13 protein-coding genes and 5 pseudogenes are annotated in these 20,238 nt (G+C 30.3%); all 18 read right to left on the minus strand.

Translation table 11 applies throughout. The features are described 5' to 3' along the window. Positions 1 to 47: 47 nt before the first annotated feature. Positions 48 to 1,754 carry a DNA topoisomerase 3 gene (locus tag VLK81_RS00780; protein WP_324618652.1) on the minus strand — a complete coding sequence of 569 codons (1,707 nt, stop codon included), beginning with the start codon at positions 1,752 to 1,754 and terminating at the stop codon, positions 48 to 50. 69 nt (positions 1,755 to 1,823) lie between these two features. Then, positions 1,824 to 2,663 carry a nucleotidyl transferase AbiEii/AbiGii toxin family protein gene (locus VLK81_RS00785; RefSeq protein ID WP_324618653.1) on the minus strand — a complete coding sequence of 280 codons (840 nt, stop codon included), beginning with the start codon at positions 2,661 to 2,663 and terminating at the stop codon, positions 1,824 to 1,826. Further along, positions 2,656 to 3,249, minus strand: a complete 594-nt coding sequence (locus tag VLK81_RS00790) for a type IV toxin-antitoxin system AbiEi family antitoxin domain-containing protein (protein WP_001109528.1) — start codon at positions 3,247 to 3,249, stop codon at positions 2,656 to 2,658. The genes VLK81_RS00785 and VLK81_RS00790 overlap by 8 nt, the downstream gene beginning before the upstream one ends. Positions 3,250 to 3,552: 303 nt before the next feature. Continuing rightward, positions 3,553 to 4,431 carry a CD1107 family mobile element protein gene (locus VLK81_RS00795; protein ID WP_324618654.1) on the minus strand — a complete coding sequence of 293 codons (879 nt, stop codon included), beginning with the start codon at positions 4,429 to 4,431 and terminating at the stop codon, positions 3,553 to 3,555. 15 nt (positions 4,432 to 4,446) lie between these two features. Then, positions 4,447 to 6,802 (minus strand): annotated as a pseudogene (locus tag VLK81_RS00800) (leucine-rich repeat protein). Continuing rightward, positions 6,799 to 7,056, minus strand: a complete 258-nt coding sequence (locus VLK81_RS00805; RefSeq protein WP_001035536.1) for a hypothetical protein — start codon at positions 7,054 to 7,056, stop codon at positions 6,799 to 6,801. Before VLK81_RS00805 ends, VLK81_RS00800 begins: the two are co-directional and overlap by 4 nt. A 19-nt stretch (positions 7,057 to 7,075) precedes the next feature. After that, positions 7,076 to 10,040 (minus strand): annotated as a pseudogene (locus tag VLK81_RS00810) (C40 family peptidase). 9 nt (positions 10,041 to 10,049) lie between these two features. Next, complete coding sequence (locus tag VLK81_RS00820; RefSeq protein WP_002838948.1) at positions 10,050 to 11,015, minus strand: DNA-methyltransferase; 966 nt, start codon at positions 11,013 to 11,015, stop codon at positions 10,050 to 10,052. Then, positions 10,987 to 11,286 (minus strand): annotated as a pseudogene (locus VLK81_RS00825) (VirB4-like conjugal transfer ATPase, CD1110 family); the annotation flags it as partial. The gene VLK81_RS00820 and the pseudogene VLK81_RS00825, both read right to left, overlap by 29 nt. Before the next feature lie 114 nt (positions 11,287 to 11,400). After that, a complete protein-coding gene (locus VLK81_RS00830) occupies positions 11,401 to 13,191 on the minus strand; it encodes a reverse transcriptase domain-containing protein (protein ID WP_070431222.1) in 1,791 nt (596 codons plus the stop codon). Positions 13,192 to 13,721: 530 nt separating this feature from the next. Continuing rightward, positions 13,722 to 15,917: pseudogene (locus VLK81_RS00835) on the minus strand (VirB4-like conjugal transfer ATPase, CD1110 family); the annotation flags it as partial. Beyond that, a complete protein-coding gene (locus VLK81_RS00840) occupies positions 15,914 to 16,252 on the minus strand; it encodes a PrgI family protein (RefSeq protein WP_002838958.1) in 339 nt (112 codons plus the stop codon). The gene VLK81_RS00840 and the pseudogene VLK81_RS00835, both read right to left, overlap by 4 nt. Beyond that, positions 16,252 to 16,509 carry a hypothetical protein gene (locus VLK81_RS00845; RefSeq protein WP_002842341.1) on the minus strand — a complete coding sequence of 86 codons (258 nt, stop codon included), beginning with the start codon at positions 16,507 to 16,509 and terminating at the stop codon, positions 16,252 to 16,254. The genes VLK81_RS00840 and VLK81_RS00845 overlap by 1 nt, the downstream gene beginning before the upstream one ends. Positions 16,510 to 16,526: 17 nt before the next feature. Further along, positions 16,527 to 17,390 (minus strand): VirB6/TrbL-like conjugal transfer protein, CD1112 family, encoded by an 864-nt coding sequence (locus VLK81_RS00850; RefSeq protein WP_324618657.1) that lies wholly within the window; start codon positions 17,388 to 17,390, stop codon positions 16,527 to 16,529. A gap of 1 nt (position 17,391) precedes the next feature. Beyond that, complete coding sequence (locus tag VLK81_RS00855; RefSeq protein WP_202947905.1) at positions 17,392 to 17,472, minus strand: Maff2 family mobile element protein; 81 nt, start codon at positions 17,470 to 17,472, stop codon at positions 17,392 to 17,394. A gap of 6 nt (positions 17,473 to 17,478) precedes the next feature. Continuing rightward, the gene (locus VLK81_RS00860) at positions 17,479 to 19,125 is read right to left on the minus strand and encodes a recombinase family protein (RefSeq protein WP_023610347.1); all 1,647 of its coding nucleotides are present in this window, start codon (positions 19,123 to 19,125) and stop codon (positions 17,479 to 17,481) included. 3 nt (positions 19,126 to 19,128) lie between these two features. Further along, positions 19,129 to 19,353, minus strand: a complete 225-nt coding sequence (locus VLK81_RS00865; protein ID WP_004825731.1) for a hypothetical protein — start codon at positions 19,351 to 19,353, stop codon at positions 19,129 to 19,131. Positions 19,354 to 19,507: 154 nt separating this feature from the next. Continuing rightward, positions 19,508 to 20,237 (minus strand): annotated as a pseudogene (locus VLK81_RS00870) (phage replisome organizer N-terminal domain-containing protein). Position 20,238 lies beyond the last annotated feature (1 nt).

The following is a 20,238-nucleotide window of genomic DNA, read 5'->3' on the forward strand; positions in this document are numbered from 1 at the left end:
ACTCCTTTCTTCATTCCTATAATTATATTCAAGTTTTTATAATTAATTTACTTATAATATTTATCTATAGTATTTTCTATTTCTTCTTCAATTTCTTTTAAAAAATTCTCTTTATTTTCCTTACCCTTTGCTATATCACTTAATCTCATTTCCCATTTTGCTGTTGTCTTTGGAGATTTAAACTCATCTATAACTATAGTAACTAGGTTTAATCCCTTCCTAGTTGATATTAGGTTTTTCTTTTCTCTTTTTATATAACCTTTGTATATCAAATTTTCTATTATTCCCGCTCTTGTAGCAGGAGTACCAAGTCCTTTTCTTTCAACTTCGACATCCTTAACTAATTCATCATTTCCAGCTATTTCCATAGCTTTTAAGAGTGTGTCTTCAGTGAAGTGTTTAGGTGGTTTTGTATATTTCTCTTTTATATCTTTATTTTCAATATATAAAAGATCTCCTATTTTTACATCGGGAAGTTGTATATCTTCTTTCTTCTTTGATGTATATTCTTCTAAATATTTTGTAAACCCTTCTTCTGCAATTATTTTATAAGTGTTTATAAATTCAAACCCGTCAAATTCAGCCACTATCTTTGTTGTATTTTCTACAAGTGGATATCCAAAACTTGCATAGAGTTTATTTGTTATAAGTCTATATACTTTGGCTTCACTTTCCGGAAGATTTGAAATATCCTTATTTAATGAACTTATCGTTGGAATTATTGCATGATGATCTGTAACTTTTTCAGAATTAAAAACTACCTTAATTCTTTCTGTGTCAAAATCATTTTTTCCTATAATATTATTTACAGTGCTTTCTATCATGTCTACTGTCAAATATCTTGAATCTGTTCGTGGATAGGTAATATACTTCTTTTCATACAGGCTTTGGGCATAATCTAGGGTTTGTTTTGCACTGTATCCAAAATACTTATTACATTCTCTTTGAAGTGTTGTTAGATCAAAGGGCAGATTAGGCTTTGTAATCTTTTCTTTTTTAATTACATCGGTTATTTCAATTTTTTCTCCGATTAAATTTTTAAGCTGCTCTGCCACTATCTTGTCATCAATTCTATCTGTCGACAGTGTAAATCCATTCATAGAAATCTCCACTGTATAATATTTTTCTTTTTTAAAACTATTTATCTCATCATCTCTATTCACAATCATTGATAAAGTTGGTGTTTGTACTCTGCCTACACTATAATTTTCATTATATAGACAGGAGTAAAGTCTACTTATGTTCATTCCAACAAGCCAATCAGCTATGGCACGAGCCTTAGCTGAATCAAAAAGATTATCATAATTACTTCCATCTTTTAAGTTGCTAAATCCTTCTTTTATGGAAGAGTCTTCCATTGAGGAAATCCAAAGACGTTTCATTTTCTTCTTACAATTTGCCATCATATATACAAGTCTAAAGATAGCTTCTCCTTCTCTACCAGCATCACAAGCATTAATAATGGTGTCAACTTCATTACTATTCATTAGTCTTTTAAGAATATTAAACTGTTTTTTAGTTGTCTTCGTTACCTCATACTTGTATTCTTTTGGGATAATAGGTAAATCTTCAATTCTCCACTTCTTATATCTTTCATCATACACATCAGGATTTGCCATTTGTACTAAATGCCCAACACACCATGAAACAATGTATCCATTCCCCTCATAATATCCATTATTTCTATTTTTTGCTCCTATAACTTTTGCTATTGATGCTGCAACACTTGGTTTTTCTGCGATTACTAATTTCATTTTTCCTCCTTTAATTTTTTAATAAAAAAATGAGAGATTAAATTTTCAATCCCTCATCTTTTTATAGCTCTACTGATTTTTTATTTTTTCTATAATATTTATTCCATTATCTATTACATCTTCAAACTTTATGTCTCTAGCATAAAGATTTTTCTTCGAATAAGAATTCCATCTGTATAAAAAAGCTTGATCCGTTTTTAGCATTCTCATTAAATTTATGATTTTATCTATATCAAATTCCGTTTTTCTATAATCAAAGGTTCTAATACATGCTTCTTTTAATATCTTGGTATCCATTTCTTTATCTTTTAATTTATAAATTATATAAAGATCATAGTAATCCTTACTTCTGCTATTTAAAAACCCCCTAGAGTATATTGTTTGAATTTTTTCTGCCACAATTGTTTCAATAGGATAGGCTTTAATTAAAATATCTTCTTGCCCAAAAGCACTTATATATTTATAATCTATGGGATGTGGGGTGATAACATCACCTGTTGCAATATCAAGAGGTACAATTTGTCTTATATTCTCCATCCTACAAAGTATACTTACACGAAACCCTCCATACTGGTCATCTTCCTTGATTGTACTTATTCCATTTACTTTATAGGATATATCATCTGAATGACTTGCTTCTAGTAATTCTTGTATTGTTTTTAATACATTTTCTTCTGATAAATGCATATTTCTTAAAAGAAGATCTATATCTACTGTGCTTCTTGAATCTATCCCTACTACATTAGATAAAAGAAAACCTCCTTTAAAAATAAATTTTTCATGATACTTACTCTGTGCTAATTTTTTTAATATGCTTTCCAAAAAATAATATAACATTACTGAATTAAATGGGAGTCCTGATTCTTTGCTTATATTATGACAAATGGCGGTTAACTTTGCTTTATTCATATACCACCTCCATAACTTCCTTTACTTTATCTTCTATTCCCATTTTTCTTGCTATTTTATATAGAGAATGTATATCCTTATCCTTATATTTAAAATAAGAACGAATGAGTTTTACATAAACTTCAGTATCCATTTTTTCTTTGTTGGAAATAAAATCACAAAGTATTCTTTCGTAGGAGTAAACATTCACAGTGTTTCCAAACATTGTCTTTTTCTGTATAATTCCTAGATTATAAATAGATTTTTTTACATAATTGATATTAAGTGTATCTTGCTTCTCATTAAATTTATATCCATTGTATACTGTAACATCTATTCTCCATGGAATTTTGTCCGTTACCCCAAGTAGAAACAAAGCTGTCTCATAGGAAAATATCGCCTTTCTATACTGATATTGGAAAAAATAGTACTCATCGAAATCACCATCTTCAATAATATATATTCCTTTTTGAACTCTAAACAATTTTCCCTCTTTTGCTAGTCTACTTAAATATACTGTAGGTATGTTATTCTCTCTGCAATAAGCAGATGTTATAATACCACCTGATTCTTTTAGATGTATTTCAATTTGCTTTCTATAATTCATTATATTCATCCCCTTGTTGTGTTTACACTTATATTATATATTTTTATAAGTGTGTTTGCAACAAGGCTTTGAATTTCTATCCCAATTTGTTTCAAAAATTATCAAGAAATTTCATATCATCAAATTCTTAATTATACAATCAATCATTTATACTTAGCTTTCCTTTTATATTAAGTTTGGGCTGTCGTTTTGTTCATCGTTTTTTATTAAAGTTCCAGAATTCTAATTATACTTTTTTTATAAATTTACACGATAATTGAGTTTATTGTTGTCCTTAATCTACTACTTAAATCATTGAGAAGATTAAAATTCATCTTCATCTGGAATAATTTCTGTATCTTCCTTATCTTCAAGATCATAATCCTCCCCTTCAGATTCATAATCATCTTCTAATTCATTATAATCTTGCTCCTCTTCAAAACTTTCCTCTTCATTTTTTTTATAGATTTTGAAGTAATATCCTGCACCCATTACACCAACAATAATTAAACCCATAAATAAATAAAGTCCTATCCCTGATTTCTTTTCTTCTTTCTCCTCTTTCTTCGGTTTTTCCTCCACCGGTTCTTCTTTTTTTACTACTTCTTCTTTTGGCTTTACTTCACTTTCTCCTTCAATCATATTTAGTAGATCTTGTTCTCCAACTTCTGTTAGTAGTTGCACATTTTCTTGATTTTCCGAGTGATCTACAATGAGGTGCATAGTTTTTCCACTCTTTGTTTGAAAGGTTAAAAATTGTCTAACATCTATTGGATTTTCCTTTTTTTCATCTCTTGATGTTTGATCTTCTACTTTCGGTGTAATATCCTGTCCATTTTTATCTACATTTTCTATAACTGTTCCTCTTGCCTTATTTTCTTTTGTAGCTAATGGATTAATTGCTTTAGTATTGCCACCTTTAACAAGTATAGACGGCTTTTCTTTTTTATCTACTTGCTCATTTTTTATGTTATTTTCTTGTATTTTCGGAACTTCCTGATAAGGAATTTTTTGACTCTCATTAGATGGTTCATATACATCTTCATCAAATAAGCTTTCTAATTCTTTACTTTTTTCTGGCAAATAAATATCATTTGACTGATTTTTTATTTCATTTTCATTGCTCTTAGCTATGGATATGCTTGGCATACTGAATAGTAAAAGGAGTAGCACTAAGGCTACCCCTAATCTTTTTTTCTTCATAATTCTCTCCTTTTCTTACTTTATATTCTTGAAGACATAAACTGCCTTTCTGCTATTATCCCATTCTATACTTTGATCTTTTTCATCTCTTATATCCCCACAGCTTGCATTAAAAGCTTTAGCTATATTGGAAATAGATGCGTGAATTCTTCCATTTATAATTACAGGTTTAGTGTCAGAATGATAAATGTTTCCTTGACTATCTTTCATAACACCAGTATCTATATTTAATCTTAGAGTTTTTTTAGGTAAGGCTGTATTTTCTTTATTTGAAAAGATAGCCTCTCTCTTACTATCATCATATTCTACATTAAACCCAAGAGTATAAGCTGCATATCTAACAGGTAGCATAATGCGATTATCCTTAATATATGCTTTTACATCCATATACACAGTAGTTTTCTTTCCATCTTTTATAATGTTATAAAAGTTTTTGTCTACTTGGAAAACTGCAAATTCTTTTTCATCTTTAGCTTGTTTTTTGTCCTGTTGTTCCTCTTGCTTTTTCATCTTGTTAAGATCAAATTGATTTAGAATGTTCTTGTCATCAGCTTTTAAAAGTTCGTTCCACTTCTTATCTTGAGATTTCTTATCTTCTTTCTTCTCTTTGTTTTCTTTTTGGAGTTTTAGAAGTTCATCTAATTTCTTAGATAAGTCTTGGTTTAGATTTTTCTCTTTTTCATCCTTACCTTGTTTTTCAAGTTCTTCTTTCGCTTTTTTATTTGCTTCCTCGATTAACTTCTTTGCTTCTTCGATTTTCTTATCTAATTCTTCTTTTAGCTTTTTAATTTTTTTCTTCAGAAGCTTTTTGTTTTTCTTCTAGTCCTTTAATCTTCTCTTCTAATTCTTTTTTTGTATTTTCAGATGATTCTTTTAAACTATCAATAGTCTTTTGAAGCTCTTCAATTTTCTTACAACATTCTGACTTAGCGTTTTCTGTTTCTTTCTTTTTAGACTCTAGATCTTTTATCTTAGTATCTTTTTCATCAAGATCTTTTTCCAAACCCTTAATTTTATTATCTTTATCCTCAATTTCTTTAGTCTTCTTTGCAAGCTCCTCTTCTAAAGACTCAAGCTTTTCTTGCATTTCTTTGACTTTATTTTCGTTTTTGTCGGTCTTTTCTTTTTCAGATTCTAACTCCCATTTTGTAGATGAATAATCTTCTTTTAGTTTTGCATTTTCATCTTGTAATCTTTTTAATTCATCTTTAAGCTGAGTAATTTCTGCTATTAGTTCATCATTATTAGAATTTTTAAGATTCTCAATTTCTTTATTCAATTGAGCAATCTTATTATCTTTATCTCTAATCTCTTCTTCTAACTTAGCTTTTTCTTGTTTTAAGTTCTCTCCATTATCTTTGCAAGATTCTAACTTTTCCTTTAATTCATCTATCTTTGATTGGTCTTCTTGTTTCTTATCATTTAAGTCTTTGATCTGATTTTCTAAGTCCTTAATATTTTTAGTTAAATCATCAATCTTATTGTCCTTTTCATCAATATCTTGCCCTGTTAAATCTGTTTGAGTATCAATGGAATATTTATTTGGATTGTAAATAGTCATCTTTCCTTGATACATATCATTATTATAATCAAATTCAATTTCTACACTATCTACATTCTTATCAAAGACAAACTCTCCATTTTCAAACCTTAATCCATTAGGAATAGATTTGAATCCTTGATTTCCGTTGAAACCAAAATGATTTTCGTAAAATGGATTTTGTTTTGGTCTATATTCAACTTCTTGATTATGGAATACTCCCTTACTGTTAATATTTGGATTGCCTAAAACTTTTATAGTGTGCAATTTATTTTTTGAAAAAGCATACTGTTCAATTGTCTTTACAGACTTAGGTATAGTTATTTCTTGGAGGTTATTTCTTTCAAAAGCATTATGTTCAATATTTACCAAAGTATCAGGTAAAGTCACTTCTCTAAGTCCACAATTGAAAAATGCTAAACCACCAAGATAAGTTAGCCTATTTGATAGTTTTACATCGTCTATACTTGCTTCGTAAAAGGCAGCATAACCTAAATGCTTAACAGAATCAGGAATAATTACTTTATCCCAATGTTTGCCACGTCCAAATTCTCTTTTATATCTAAGTTCATCATTTGAATGACTTAAAGAATAATTTCCATTTACAGACTTCGTTCCTTCAGGAAATACTAGAATATTTGTCTTTTCTTTCTTTTCTAAGCCTTTATCACTAAAGGCAATTATATTTCCCTCAGAGGAATACATAAAATCATCTTCCGTCCACTCTACCTTATAATCTGTACTTGCATATACAGGACTTACAGCCAATATATTCACTAAACTTACAAGTAGCATCATCACAGCTAAAATTCCACTGGTTATTTTTTTCATAAATTTTCCTCACTTTCATTTGTATCTTTTCTTTTAAGTTCTTGTCTTTCTCTATTTTCTTCTTCCTTATTTTTTCTAACAATAAATAAAAATTCATCAAGAGATATTTTTCGACTTCGAAATTCCTTGATGACCTCTAAATTTTCTATTTCTTCTTGTTCCTCTACTAATAACTGAAGTTCTATTTCAATTTCTTCTTTTTTCTTTCTTAAATTCTTCTGTTTTTCTATGTTTCTGATTAATTTTTTATTCATAGATTTTTACTCCTTCCCCTTATTTTGGTCTACCAAAGGAATAAAAGTGATTTTTCCAATACCTTGAGTTTATACTGGCATATTGGATAGGATCTCCTGCATGGAGCATCATTCCATTTCCGGCATATATCCCTACGTGAGAAATTGGCGTACCCGAATTATATGTGCCTTTAAAGAAAATAATATCCCCAGGTTTTGCCTCGCTTGGAGATATTGGATTACAATAGTTTTTATAAATTTGCCAAGCTGTAGTTCTTGGCATTCTCTTTACACCAGACTTTGTAAATGACCAACATACAAAACCTGAACAGTCAAAGTTAGATGGTCCACTTGCTCCAAACACATATCTTTTACCTATATGCTTTTCTGCTTCATTAAATAAGGCTTTGGCAGTTTCAGAATCAAAAGCAAGACCAGGATTTCCAAAGTTTGGATTGTCTATAATCTCTCCCAAGTTCCCATAGCTTGATCCAAAATATCCACTCATATTTCCCTGACTATCAAGTAATGCTAAATAATGAGCCATATTTGTTTCATAGTTTTCAAATTCTTCTCTTGCTATTTCATCAATACTTTTCTTTTTTATAGTTAGTGTTAGAATTCTATAGGTATATGGATTTCCTTCACTGTCATATTTTGTAATAGACTTTGAAGTATATTTTTTCTCATACATTTGATTAAATAGTTTTTTTAATTCCTTTTGTATCTCTTCAGCTGACTTAATCTCTCCATATCTTGCTGTTAAATAGCTAAAAAGCTCGTGTAGATCATGACCAACAGAATCTCCTTTTATATGATATTCATCATAATTTGGATAATTTTCTTTAATACTATCTATTTCATCTTGTAATGCATATTCATAACTTGTAAATTCATTATTAATATCCATTAAAACTTCTTCTTTTGATAGATAGCTTGTAGCTATAACATTACTTGTTAATCCTGAAGTAAGACTTCCAACATTGCTAATTCCTTGAAATAGCATTAAAAAAAGTCCTAAAATACAAAGGGCAATTAAAATTTGCTTATATCCTTTGTTTTTTAAAACTTCCAATGTTTTCTTTCCAATATTAGCGAAAGATTTCTTTATTCTATTTACTAAACCTTCCCCGTGTTTCTTCCTAAAATCTCTCTGAAACTTCTTTTTCATAAAAAATCGATTCAATTTATTAGAGTTTTGATAAGCTTTAGTCTTCTTCAATTCTTCAAAATTTCTTTGAAAGAGTAGTTTACTTTCTTTCTTATAAATTTTTCCTTCTAAAGATTTAATTTTTCTCTGAGTTTTTAAAGGTTTTTTTCTTCTAAGATGGCTAATTTCTCTGCCAATAACTTCGGTAGTTCTACTAAACTTATAAGCAGCGTTAACGCCTGCATTATCATCTTTCCCACTATATAGATAGTTTGCCGTCATAGCACTCGCAAAAGTAATAGGTTTTTCTAAACCCGCTTTTTTTGACTTTTTCTTATCCTTAATTAACTCTTTTTCCTTTTTATTCTTTTTCTCATATAGTTTTGATACTTTATCTTCCTTTTTATAAAACTTATCTTTTTCACTTTTGTTATCTTTTTTAGAATGAAATTTAGTTTTATTTTTTGTATCTACCTTATTTTCTTCAGATACATTTTTAGAATCCTGTACTTCTTTTTTTGTCCTGGTGTATTCTTTCTTTGGATCAAAGTTGCTTTTCTTTATAGTATTATCAAAAGCGTCTTTTATTTGTCTTTTCTTTCCCTTGTTTTTATTAGAAATTCCACTATGATTTAAATCAAGTTCATCTACTTCAAGATTCTCATTTTTTATTACGTTTTTTTCCTGTTTGAAGATTTCTTTTTTCGTACCTATTTTTTCTTGATTCTTTTTATTTATATTATATTTGTCTTTATTTTTTTCAGATTCACTTTTAAATCCTTCAGATAGGCTATCCTGTCTAAATTTCCCACTAGAAACCCTACCCATTAGCATATTTTTTTCTTCTAAATTTCTAACTTTGCCCTTGAAATATTTGCTATTTTGTTTTTTATTAGTATTCAGGTCTTGAATTATTTTTTTATCTTCTTCATTTGCCTTATATGATAGATCTTTTCTTCTAAACTTCCCATTTAAAGATTTTAATTCTGCTTTTTCCCCTTTATCCTTAAACTGACTTTGAGATTGATAAAGTTTTTTAAAGGTGTTTTTTTGAAAGCTTTCTTTCCCTTTCTTACCAAGAATAGAATAACCATCCCAATTTTTTTCTTTGCACATCAGAAGATGGTAAATACTTATAGTCATCTCTTGTATCCCTATAGGATACATTGCTATCACTAAAGTTCATGTCATAGTGATCTATGACACCATCATTATCTGAGTCCTGTGATAATGGATCATATGTTGAACTTACCTCTCTATTAAAATTCTTATCTTCTTTTCTAAATCTCCTTATTTTTTTCTCTGGCACATCATTAAAACTTTCACTCTCAACGTTTTTCTTCCATTTTAAATTACTATTCCCCTTGCAATTTTTTTGAGGAGAAATGCTACTTTTTATATTAGAGTTAGTTGAAATTACTCCATCATTAAAATCTTCTTTAAAATTACTTAGCCTATATTCTGTTTCTTGCCCGTGATATTCACCATATCTACTTTCCTCATTTTCTTCCATTTTTCTATGCTGCCGTTGCGAATATTCCGGCTGATATTCATTATGATATGAGGCTTCTGCAAATTTTTCCTCATGGATTTTTCTTTGTCTTCTTTCTCTATTTGGCTTTTCTTTTTCTTTGAATAAATCCTGACTATTTTCTTGCAAATGATCTGAGTAATATTTAGAGTTTTCAACATTATTGTCTATGTTGTTCCTGCTTTTTACTTTATTTATTTCTTTTTTTGAAAAATCTGATGGTCTCTCTGTATTACTGAATTTTTCATTGCTTTCTTCTTTCTTTTCTGATATAAGCTTGGTCTTTGGTACATCTCTTGGGTTTACTTTCCCTTTCTTTTTCATATACGCCTCCTATTTCATATTTTTCTCAATCCTTTCTTTAGCTATTTGACAGTAGTCTTTGTTTATGTCGATTCCAATATATTCTCTGTCCATCCTAATAGCTACCATTCCAACAGTTCCTGAACCCATAAATGGATCAAGAATCAAGCCTTTTTTAGGACATCCTGCTTTTATACAAAGTTCTACCAGTTTTGGTGGAAATACCGCATAGTGTTTTCCTTTAAATGCACTGGTGTTAATAGTCCAAATATCTCTATTGTTTCTAAACTTAGGGACATTATCTCCTATATATTCTCCATACTCTCTTGCTTCATTTATGCTCTGTCTTTTAGCTCCTGTACCTTCTTGTAAATACTTATTATTTTTTCCTCTTGCCCTCATATATCTTTTCTTGCTTATTTCTTTTATTGGTTCTTTCATAGCGTCAAAGTTATAGAAATACTTTCTTGCTTTTGATAGTAGGAAGATATGTTCATAAGACCTTGATGGTCTATCTCTACAAGACTCAGGCATGGCATTTTCCTTATGCCAAATAATATCGCTTCGTAAATACCAACCGTCCTCTCTTAATTTTAAAGCTAGTTGCCAAGGTATCCCCATTAAGTCTTTTGCCTTGTATCCACTGAGTTTTTCTGTAATAGACTCTTTTTGACCACTTCTTCCTTCTGTGTTTTTAGGATCTTTATATTCTTTTTTGCTTCTTGTGCCTGCATAAGAATCTCCAATAACTATCCAAAGTGTTCCTTCTTTTTTTAATACTCTTTTTACTTCTCTAAAGACTTCAATTAATTTATTTAAATATTCCTCCGGACTTTCTTCTCTTCCAATTTGTCCTTCTGCTTTATAATCTCTAAGTCCATAATATGGAGGAGATGTAATACAGCAATCAAATGTTTTATCTGGAAATTCCTTTAGAGCAGAAATTGCATCTAAATTAATAATATAGTTAGTTTTTAACTTCTCTCTGTCTATCAATTTCTATCCCTTCCTTTAATTCTTCTGGTTTAGTTGTCATTAACTTATACAATTTCGTATCTTTAGGAAATCTATCTACAAAAGGTACTATTGTGTTTCCGTAGAATAGTAATCCCTCTCCCTCATTGGAATTTGTGACGTAGGATAACTGATAAAGAGATATATTTAACTTATTAGCTAAAATTTCCCTATCACCACTAGCTTGATTAAGCATTAAGATAAAATCTGTGTTATCAAATATATTTTCTATTTCAGGACTGGCTAAAAGGTCGGCGGGTAGGGCAAAGGCGCCTACTACAAAGTAGCGGTTTCCTAGACCCTCCCACAGAACCGAACGTACCCCTCTCGAGGTATTCGGCTCCCCATTAGTAATTAACATATTAGTTTAGTGTTCATGTATTTCTTTATGACACTTGTTACAGACTACAAGTGTTTTTCTTCTTTTCTCTTTCATTGCTTGTTCCCAATTGGAATCGCCTAAGTCTTTTAGGTTCTTAACCACATGAACCTCATAGAGTTCAGCATTTTTACAACCACACAATTCGCAGGTTTTGGCATTCAATCTCTGTCTAATAGTCGTTTTCCAATTAAATTTCTTTCTAACGAAAATTATATCTTCAACCTTTCCACCTTTGCAGTCTGCTATTTTAACGGGCTTCACACGTTTTGTTCCTGCTTTTGTTTCATAGGGTACAGACCATGTTTTCCCGTCCTTATACTTATTTATGATTTTGCGAATGCTTGTTTTATGCTTGTTTGCTATGGTTTTTAAGCAACTATATTCCATGAGATAACAAAAGTAGTCTAATGTATGATAGTCAACTGCTAATTTGTAATAATTACATAAACCTCTAGCTTCTGCATTATAATGCTCCACAATTTCAGAATCAGATAAGTTTAAAAGTCCTGCACGATGTATTGGCTGAATTTCACCATTTTCTTTTTGGCGTATAACTCCTTTATCAAACATAAATTTTTCTATTTTGTCTGAGTGGGGAATTGTAAGGGCAACTTTCATATGCAAGGTTCGAGATTGTCGCCATTTTCCATTTTTCATTTTATGCCCTTTGACTTGTTTGTTTCTTCTTACTGAAATATCGTATCCTAAAAACCTAACTTTCTCAGAGCTATGAGTGATAAGGGTCTTTTCTTCGCTTAATGTAAGCTTTAGTTCCTCATCTAAAAATTTGGCGATTTCTTCTTTTAAATCCTTGCAATCTTCTTTTGTACCACAAACTCCAACTAACCAGTCATCAGCGTATCTAACAAAGGTAAATCTTTTGTTATCTTTATTTTTACAAGGTAAAGTTCTTAATGACTTCTTTTGCTCCTTGTATTGCTTTATTAATTCCTGTCTTTCTTCTTCGTCCGTGGTATTGTCTATCCAATAGGACAAACGTTTCATTTCTTTATCCACTTCATGGTATTTAGGGCTTTTATATGCTGAACTTGGCTTATCAAAATGAGTACTTATTTCATCAAACTTTTTATCAAGTTCATTAAGGTAGATATTCGCTAAAATTGGTGCACATATTGAACCTTGGGGTGCTCCACTATAGGTTGCATTGTATTGCCAATTTTCAATATAGCCTGCCTTTAAGAATTGACGTATTATGTTTAAAAATTTGCTATCTTTAATTTTCCTGCCAAGTATTTCTATTAACTTGTTGTGGTTGATATTATCAAAACAACCTTTAATATCTCCTTCTATGAACCACACTACACCTGTAAATTCAGTTTTAATCTGCTTTAATGCTGTATGACAGCTTTTTCCAGGTCTAAATCCATGTGAGTTTTTGTGAAATATTGGTTCATAGATAGCTTCCAGTATCATTCTGACTACTTCTTGCAACAATTTGTCCCTAAATGTTGGTATGCCCAATGGACGCAATTTACCATTTTGCTTTGGTATATATTCTCGTCTTACCGGTTTTGCTTTATAGCTACCATCTTTAAGTGAATTAATCAACTCTTGAACGTATTCGTTACTGAATCCATCTGCTGTATCTTCATCGATACCTTTTGTTGTTGCTCCTTTGTTTGCATAAAGATTTTGGTAGGCAGCGTGGTAAATATCTTCACGAAGCAAGTATCTGTAAATCCTCGTAAACACGCCATCTACATATTTTGTTGAACACTTTTCTATACGCTCTAAAATTTCAAATGTTGGTTTCATTGAGGTTTCTCCTCCCTTTCATTTTTCTGTTTTAGAATTTACTAACTAGTTCCCTTCGCCATGTAAGAGTTATTAACTCTCTCGGACTACTATGGAACTTCCGTTGCCATATCAAACAAATATGTCTGACTTAGGCAATCCCCAGTTAATGTTGTGTATAGGTCGTTGAAGATTGTCGGATATGCTTTCGGTCTGTTATGACATGTTCTCATGCCTGTTTCATAACTTTCTTGATAGTTACAATGCCGTAAAAGATGACATTGTAGTGTTATAACTAGGGTTTCAGGACTTTTACCCTAACCTGCAAAAAACAGGAACTTAGACCTCACATTCGATAAATTCAATCTTATCCTCATATCTTCTTATCATCGGGAAACAGTCGCACCTAAAGTCCTTCGGTGACTAATCCCTTAACTGTCATGCTTTGGTCCCGTGAAAGTTTCCTTTCAATCGGTAAGACAGTTTGATTTGCACACTATCGTATGCAGTAGCACCTACGCTACTTTACACAACACCCTATCTGGGCGCACCTTTACATTTTGTGTTAATCCTGTTGGAATCCCGCCCCATTTTCTAAATCTCTTCCAAATTTCTATGGAATATGAGGCTGTTTGTTCTTCTCTTAAAAGCAAATGGAATTCGTCACAGTAATATCTGGTTTCCTTCTTATTTCTATTAATAGTTACTCTATTCCACACTTGATCTTGAACAATTAACATACCTATTTTTCTAAGTTGCTTTCCTAATTCCTTAATGTCATAACAAAGAATTCTATTTCCTGTATCTACATTAGTCCTATGGTTAAATACATTGAGGCTGCCTTTGACATAAATTTCCATTTCTACCGCTAATTTTTTCCCTACATTTTCTTCTTGTTTTAAAAGTAAATTATATAAATCTTCTAAAATTGGCATATTTTCAGAAATTGGATTGTCGAAGTAATCCTTATATAATATTGGAAGACATCTATCAATTACTGAAGTTTCTTCTGCACTTAATCCTTCCTTTCCTACTACAAGTTCAAACAGTGAAAGAATAAAATCAGACTTTAAAGATAAGGGATTGTCTTCATCGGCATAGTCTACATTTATATCCAACGGGTTTATATAATCCTTACTTGTTGGCGATATTTTTATAACTTCTCCACCTAGTGCCTTAGTTAAATTTCCATACTCACCTTCCGGGTCACAGATAATGATGTCATCTTGTGTAATTAAAAAAGCATTGGTAATTTCTCTTTTAGCCGAAAAAGATTTACCACTACCAGGCGTTCCAAGTATTAAACCGTTTGGATTCTTTAAAAGCTTTCTATCTGTCATAATGATGTTACGACTTAAAGCATTTAATCCGTAGTATAAGCTCTCTCCTTCTAAGCACAACTCTTCTGTTGTAAAAGGAATAAAGACTGCTGTAGAGCTAGTTGTAAGTCCTCTTTTTATTTCGATTTCATTTTTTCCAAGTGGTAGGGAGGAAATTAGTCCTTGTTCCTGTCTATAGTTAAGATTTTTCAATACACAATTATGCCTACCTGCTATTGAATTTAGTTGAAAGATTATATTACTCAATTTCTTTCTACTTTTTTCCATATTTGTAAACAAAATAGTTATGACAAACATTCTCTCATTATGATTTTGAAGTTCTACCAATAGTTTCTTAGCATCATTACCATAGGTAATTAAATCGCTTGGAAGAATATCAATATCATATCCTGATCTTATAGCCTTCTTATTTTCTTCAATTTTCATTTTATCCAAGTCCGTTATTTTTCTTTTAATCATCTTTATAGCTTCTGTTTGATCAATGGAATTTATATGAAATGTTACAATCATATTTTCTTCAACCCCTAAAAATTCTGATAATAATCTATCTGATAATTCAGGTGCTAGAATTTGCAGAAAGTTTACTTCTCCAAAGTATTCTCCAATTTTAAATTGATTGTGAGATGAAAAGTTAAATGATGCTGGTACTATATAATCCTTAGTAGATAGTCCACTATATTTTAGGTCTTCAAAGGAAAAAACAAAATTCTTATTCGGATTTAATATATCGTGAATAACCTTTAACCTTTCATATCCACTTAATACATAAGCTTTTACTCCCATCTGCTTAAAGTTATTTAATATATCCATTTCCATTCTTTCAAGTCTTGTAGTTGCCTCTTTTAAATCTTGTGCTTGTAAGCTAAAGGTGATATACATATATTTAGTAAGTCCATTATTTCCTTTTTGACTCTGATTTTTTAGCATTTTCCTGTACTCTTTTCGTATTTCATTATATGAATCGTTTCTATCTGGAACATTGATGTTTTTTTCTACTTCTTCATTTTTTCCTATGCGATTAATATATGAAAGTTCTATATCAACACTTGGATCAAAATAGTTTAAAAAACTTGAAAATTCATTAAATATGCTTTCCTTATCTTCTTCTGTTGAAAGCTGGTAGTTAATATCTAAAAAACGTATCATTTTATTAAATTTGTTCTTCTCAACTTGGCAAATCCCATTTCTCAACATTCTTAAATAAGGGATTGTTTCCTGAACGCTCTTTTTCTTCTTCCCACCAAAAAAGGAAAGCTTCTTTTTGGGCTTTCCTTTTTCTTTAGAAATATTTGCTTTTTTCATCTTTTTTTGACTTATACTAATGCTTTTTAAATCTTCTTTTTGTTTTTTTAAATTTCTTTTTTCTTGATTTAATTTTTTCTGTTGTTTTTTCTGTATTTGATTCATTTACTCCTTTCCTTTCTTTGTTTCTTTATATCATAAATACATTCTGTCTTGTATATCCTTATACTTGTCTGTCTTTTCTTATCTATAATATACTTTAAATATTTTTCAAAATAGATCCCGTCCTTTTCATAAAGAGTTGCAAATATTATAGGAAAAGACACACCTATCATAATTAACATAGATAGGTCATTAGGCAGCACTTTTTTTACCATTAAATATACTGGAAAGCCTATTAGACCTGCAATTGTAAAGCCAATTAATTGTCTTTTTGTTAGATTTAGAGCTACCTTTGTTTTTACTTTTGTTAAGTCCTTTGGGACATTTACATAAGCCATTATTCTAAACCCTCTAAGTAAAAGCCATATATATCTTCTCTGTTCAGATCTTCTAATGATTTTCCCATATTCACTGCTATTTCTAAGACTTTTTCATTCGTTTCTTCTCTATTATCTAAAACTTCCAATGTTTTTCTTATAATCATTCTATTTTGTATTTCTCTTGTAATATATCCCGCTATTAAAAGTATTGGGAGTCCTATTGTTCCAAGTGTTTTTAAATTAATTTTATTGTCTTTTTTTCTTCTAATTTTCATCATCTTCTCCTTTTTTATTAATGAGCATTTAAAATTGATTTTGCAATACTTCCTGATTTCATCATAGTTATACCAAGTATTAAGGTGTATCCTAGTAATTCAAAAATACTTTTGTGTATGTCTGATATATTTAAAGTCTTAACAAGTACGGCATAAATTCCTACGCATATAAGTAGGAATAAACCTTGCAAGCCAAGTGCGAAGAGCCCTCTTATATAGTTTGTTCCAATACTTCCCCATTCTTTATTACCCATTGTGGCAAAAGGTATGGCGCAAACTGAAGTATAAATATATATTTCTATCATCCTGCCGTATAGAATAACTGTAATTAGTATTGATATCCCTTGAATTATCATCTTTACAATTGATGTCTCTAGTACTATAGTCATTAATTTTCCTATTGACTCTCCTTTTAGGCTATCTACCATATTAGCTATATCACCTGGAGAAACTTTTGCACTAGCATTTGCCACACCTGCTGCCTTTCCTATTAAATTCTGTGCCACATCAAATACTGCCATAGAAAAGTCAAAAGCATGAGATACAAGCCATACTGCTATCCACATTTTTATCATATATTTAAAAAAATCAAAGGTATCTGTGTCATGCATATTATTTTTGTTCATTACCATTTGAATTAATTCAATACATAGTACAGCCGTTATGATAAGACCTGCTATGGGAAGTATAACATTTTCTGAAATAGACTTTATGAAGTGGAAAACCTCCAAGTTCCATCCACTCGGAGTCTTTCCTACCTCATTTGCTATCGTTGATACTTTGTCATTTATATCAAGGAACATTCCGCTTAAATTTTCCTTGATCATATCAATAAGTATCTCCGAAAAAAACTCTTTGATCTTATCTACTATATTAAACATTTTATTTTAACACGTTTGCTAATAGCGGTATTAGTTTTAAACCTATGAGTACAATTCCCCCTCCAGCCATAAGCTGCTTTATGCCTAATTAGAGATTGTAAAATACTTGTAGTGTGTCTGTATTTCCTATGAAATTGTAGTAAATATCAATTGTTTGGGTGATTTCTCCATTCACTACTTCTTTTTCGTGAACATAGATTTTTGAGATGAGTTCATTTAAGGTTTCTTTGTCCAGCCTCTTTATATCCTTATGTTTTTTTATGAGTTCAATCCATTTTTTGACATTAATATCTTCAAGATCTTCTTTAACAATCAATTTTTGATTATCTTCTATTCTTTGGTTTAGATAATCTTGTTCTTTCTGTGATTTTTCAAGAATTTTTTGGAAGTTGCTTTCACTTATCTTGTTATCTAGCCAGTCATCATATAGTCTTTCAATCTTTTTAGTTAAGTCTTCTACTCTTATCTGATCTTCGTAAATCTTATCCATGATAAATTTTTGTTCTTCTTCATTATCAATTTCTCGTGATTTTTCAAGTGCTTTTATAATTTCTTTTTCGTCTTTTAATGCTATTTCTGCATTTTTTCTAATATCTTTAAGCACTATCTCATAAAGAGTATCGTAATAAATTCTATGTTGACTACATAATGACTTTCCATATCTTCTATAAGTGTTACAAGTGAGTAACTTTTCTCTTTTTTTCGATTTGTTTCTTCCAAGATTTAAAGATTTTCCACAATCGGGACATTTCACAATACCTGCAAATATACTTTCTTCTCCATTTTTAAATGGTCTTCTCCTGCTCTTTAATTTTTCATTTGCTATATTATAAATATCTTCAGAAATAATTGGTTCGTGTGTATTTTCTACTATTATCCATTCCTCTTTAGGTTTATCGGATAACCAACCTACTTTGAATTTATAATTAACTTTTTGACTAGCAATATGACCAATATAAACTGGGTTTTCAATAATTTCTTTTAGGGTTGTGCAATCCCACCAATACTCTCCACCATCTACGGTCATTTCTAACTTAGTTTTTTTATTTCTAAGTCCTTTTTTTCTATTCCACCAGGTAGGTGTAGGTATTTTTTCTTCAAAAAGTCTTCTCCTAATTGCTTGTACTCCATAACCACTAAAAGCAAGATCAAAAATTTTTTCAACAATCCATGAAGTTTCATCATCGATTACTAATTTATGTGGATCATCATTGTCTTTCCTATATCCTATTGGAGCAAGACAACCAATAAATTTCCCTTGCCTTGCTCTTGTCATATAGGCAGATTTCATCTTTTTGGAAACATCTCTTGAATAAAACTCGTTTAAAACATTTTTAAAAGGAACTATTTCATTGTTTTCTTGAAAGGTATCTACTCCATCATTTAAAGCTATATATCTGACATTGTTCTTTGGGAAGAAATTTTCTGTATAGTATCCAGTCTGTAAATAGTTTCTTCCAAGCCTTGATAAGTCCTTAGTGATGACTATATCCACTTTTTTATTTTCAATATCTCTAATTAGTCTTTGAAATGATGGTCTATTTGTATTTAATCCAGTATATCCATCATCTATATATACATCGTAAATACTCCAACCTCTTGATTTTACATAGTTTTCTAAAAGTTCCTTTTGGTTTTGTATGCTGGCACTCTCTCCTTTCTGCTCATCATCTTTAGATAGTCTGCAATAAATTGCAGCTTTGAATGAAAAGTGATTTGAATTTGTTTGTATCATTTCCTATTCCTCCTTATTTGAGTTTTCGGAAATAACACAACTTTCTCTAAAACTATTTTTATTATAGCACTCTTTTTTATTACTATCAATATTATATTTGTTGTACTCAATTTCATTAGTCTTATTTAATTTGCTTGATTTTTTTATTAATCTTAGAAAAGCGTCTGTGTCTGTTCTTCTATTATCATAATTTCTTTTTACAATATATTTTGTTTGTCTTTTTGTCATAGCTTATCCTTTCATGCAATAAAAAAAAGGCGATTAGATTTTTAATTTTCTAATCGCCTTTTAAGTGTCATATTTATCTTTTTATTATCTCTGGCATACTTTTATACCTTTTCATACTTAAAGTCTTTAATAATGCCTTTCCACCTCTTTTTATCTATAAAGATTCTCCTACGTCATAGTTCATTTTTTTATTTAAACTTTTCTGTGTTAGTTTTTCTTTGTCTTCTTCATACCATTTTAAGATTGTCACATAGTGGTTTTGATAGGTCTTACCACTGCTTTCCATGTATCTGGATAGTTTATTTATCATTATTTCTGTGTGTGAGTTTAATTTTTCTTTAAGATTTTTATATTCTTCTTTGCTTAATCTTACATTTTTAAATTCTCCATAAAAGATGGGGGTGGACTTTTTATCTATCTCTCCCTCTCTATCTTTATCTATCTCTATATCTTTCTCTATCTCTATCTCTTGTCGGACATGGGTTGGACTCATTAAGGACAATGTCCTCTGTTTATTTTGTCTGTATCTTCTTTTTTTTCTCTGCCCAGGCTGTTTCTGATCCGATTAAGTTTGGTATTTCAGTTAGGTAATATTCATCATTTTCTGTTACAACTTCTAATAAGCCTTGATTGATTAAATAATTAACTGTGACCATTACATCATCGTCTGTTTCATCTATGGTTAGTGCTAACTCTTTTATAAAATCACTTTCTACTCCGTCATAATAGAGTTTGCCCTCATCTTTTAGGCTTAGTAATAAAAGTTTGAGGTAGATTATCGTGTAGGTATCTCCTCCCGATATTCTCCTTAGTCTTTTTATCCTCTTGTCTGTGAAAAATTCTTCCTTTAGTTTTATCCAATAATATCTTTTGTTTGCTGCCATT

It is taken from the genome of Citroniella saccharovorans, from assembly GCF_035481615.1.
Taxonomy (GTDB): Bacteria; Bacillota; Clostridia; order Tissierellales; family Peptoniphilaceae; genus Citroniella; species Citroniella saccharovorans.

Bases quoted from the DNA above. Each gene is read 5' to 3' on its own strand.
- VLK81_RS00780 (WP_324618652.1), bottom strand. From the start codon at position 1,754: ATGAAATTAGTAATCGCAGAAAAACCAAGTGTTGCAGCATCAATAGCA.
- VLK81_RS00785 (WP_324618653.1), bottom strand. From the start codon at position 2,663: ATGAATAAAGCAAAGTTAACCGCCATTTGTCATAATATAAGCAAAGAA.
- VLK81_RS00790 (WP_001109528.1), bottom strand. From the start codon at position 3,249: ATGAATTATAGAAAGCAAATTGAAATACATCTAAAAGAATCAGGTGGT.
- VLK81_RS00795 (WP_324618654.1), bottom strand. From the start codon at position 4,431: ATGAAGAAAAAAAGATTAGGGGTAGCCTTAGTGCTACTCCTTTTACTA.
- VLK81_RS00805 (WP_001035536.1), bottom strand. From the start codon at position 7,056: ATGAATAAAAAATTAATCAGAAACATAGAAAAACAGAAGAATTTAAGA.
- VLK81_RS00830 (WP_070431222.1), bottom strand. From the start codon at position 13,191: ATGAAACCAACATTTGAAATTTTAGAGCGTATAGAAAAGTGTTCAACA.
- VLK81_RS00840 (WP_002838958.1), bottom strand. From the start codon at position 16,252: ATGGCTTATGTAAATGTCCCAAAGGACTTAACAAAAGTAAAAACAAAG.
- VLK81_RS00845 (WP_002842341.1), bottom strand. From the start codon at position 16,509: ATGAAAATTAGAAGAAAAAAAGACAATAAAATTAATTTAAAAACACTT.
- VLK81_RS00850 (WP_324618657.1), bottom strand. From the start codon at position 17,390: ATGTTTAATATAGTAGATAAGATCAAAGAGTTTTTTTCGGAGATACTT.
- VLK81_RS00860 (WP_023610347.1), bottom strand. From the start codon at position 19,125: ATGATACAAACAAATTCAAATCACTTTTCATTCAAAGCTGCAATTTAT.
- VLK81_RS00865 (WP_004825731.1), bottom strand. From the start codon at position 19,353: ATGACAAAAAGACAAACAAAATATATTGTAAAAAGAAATTATGATAAT.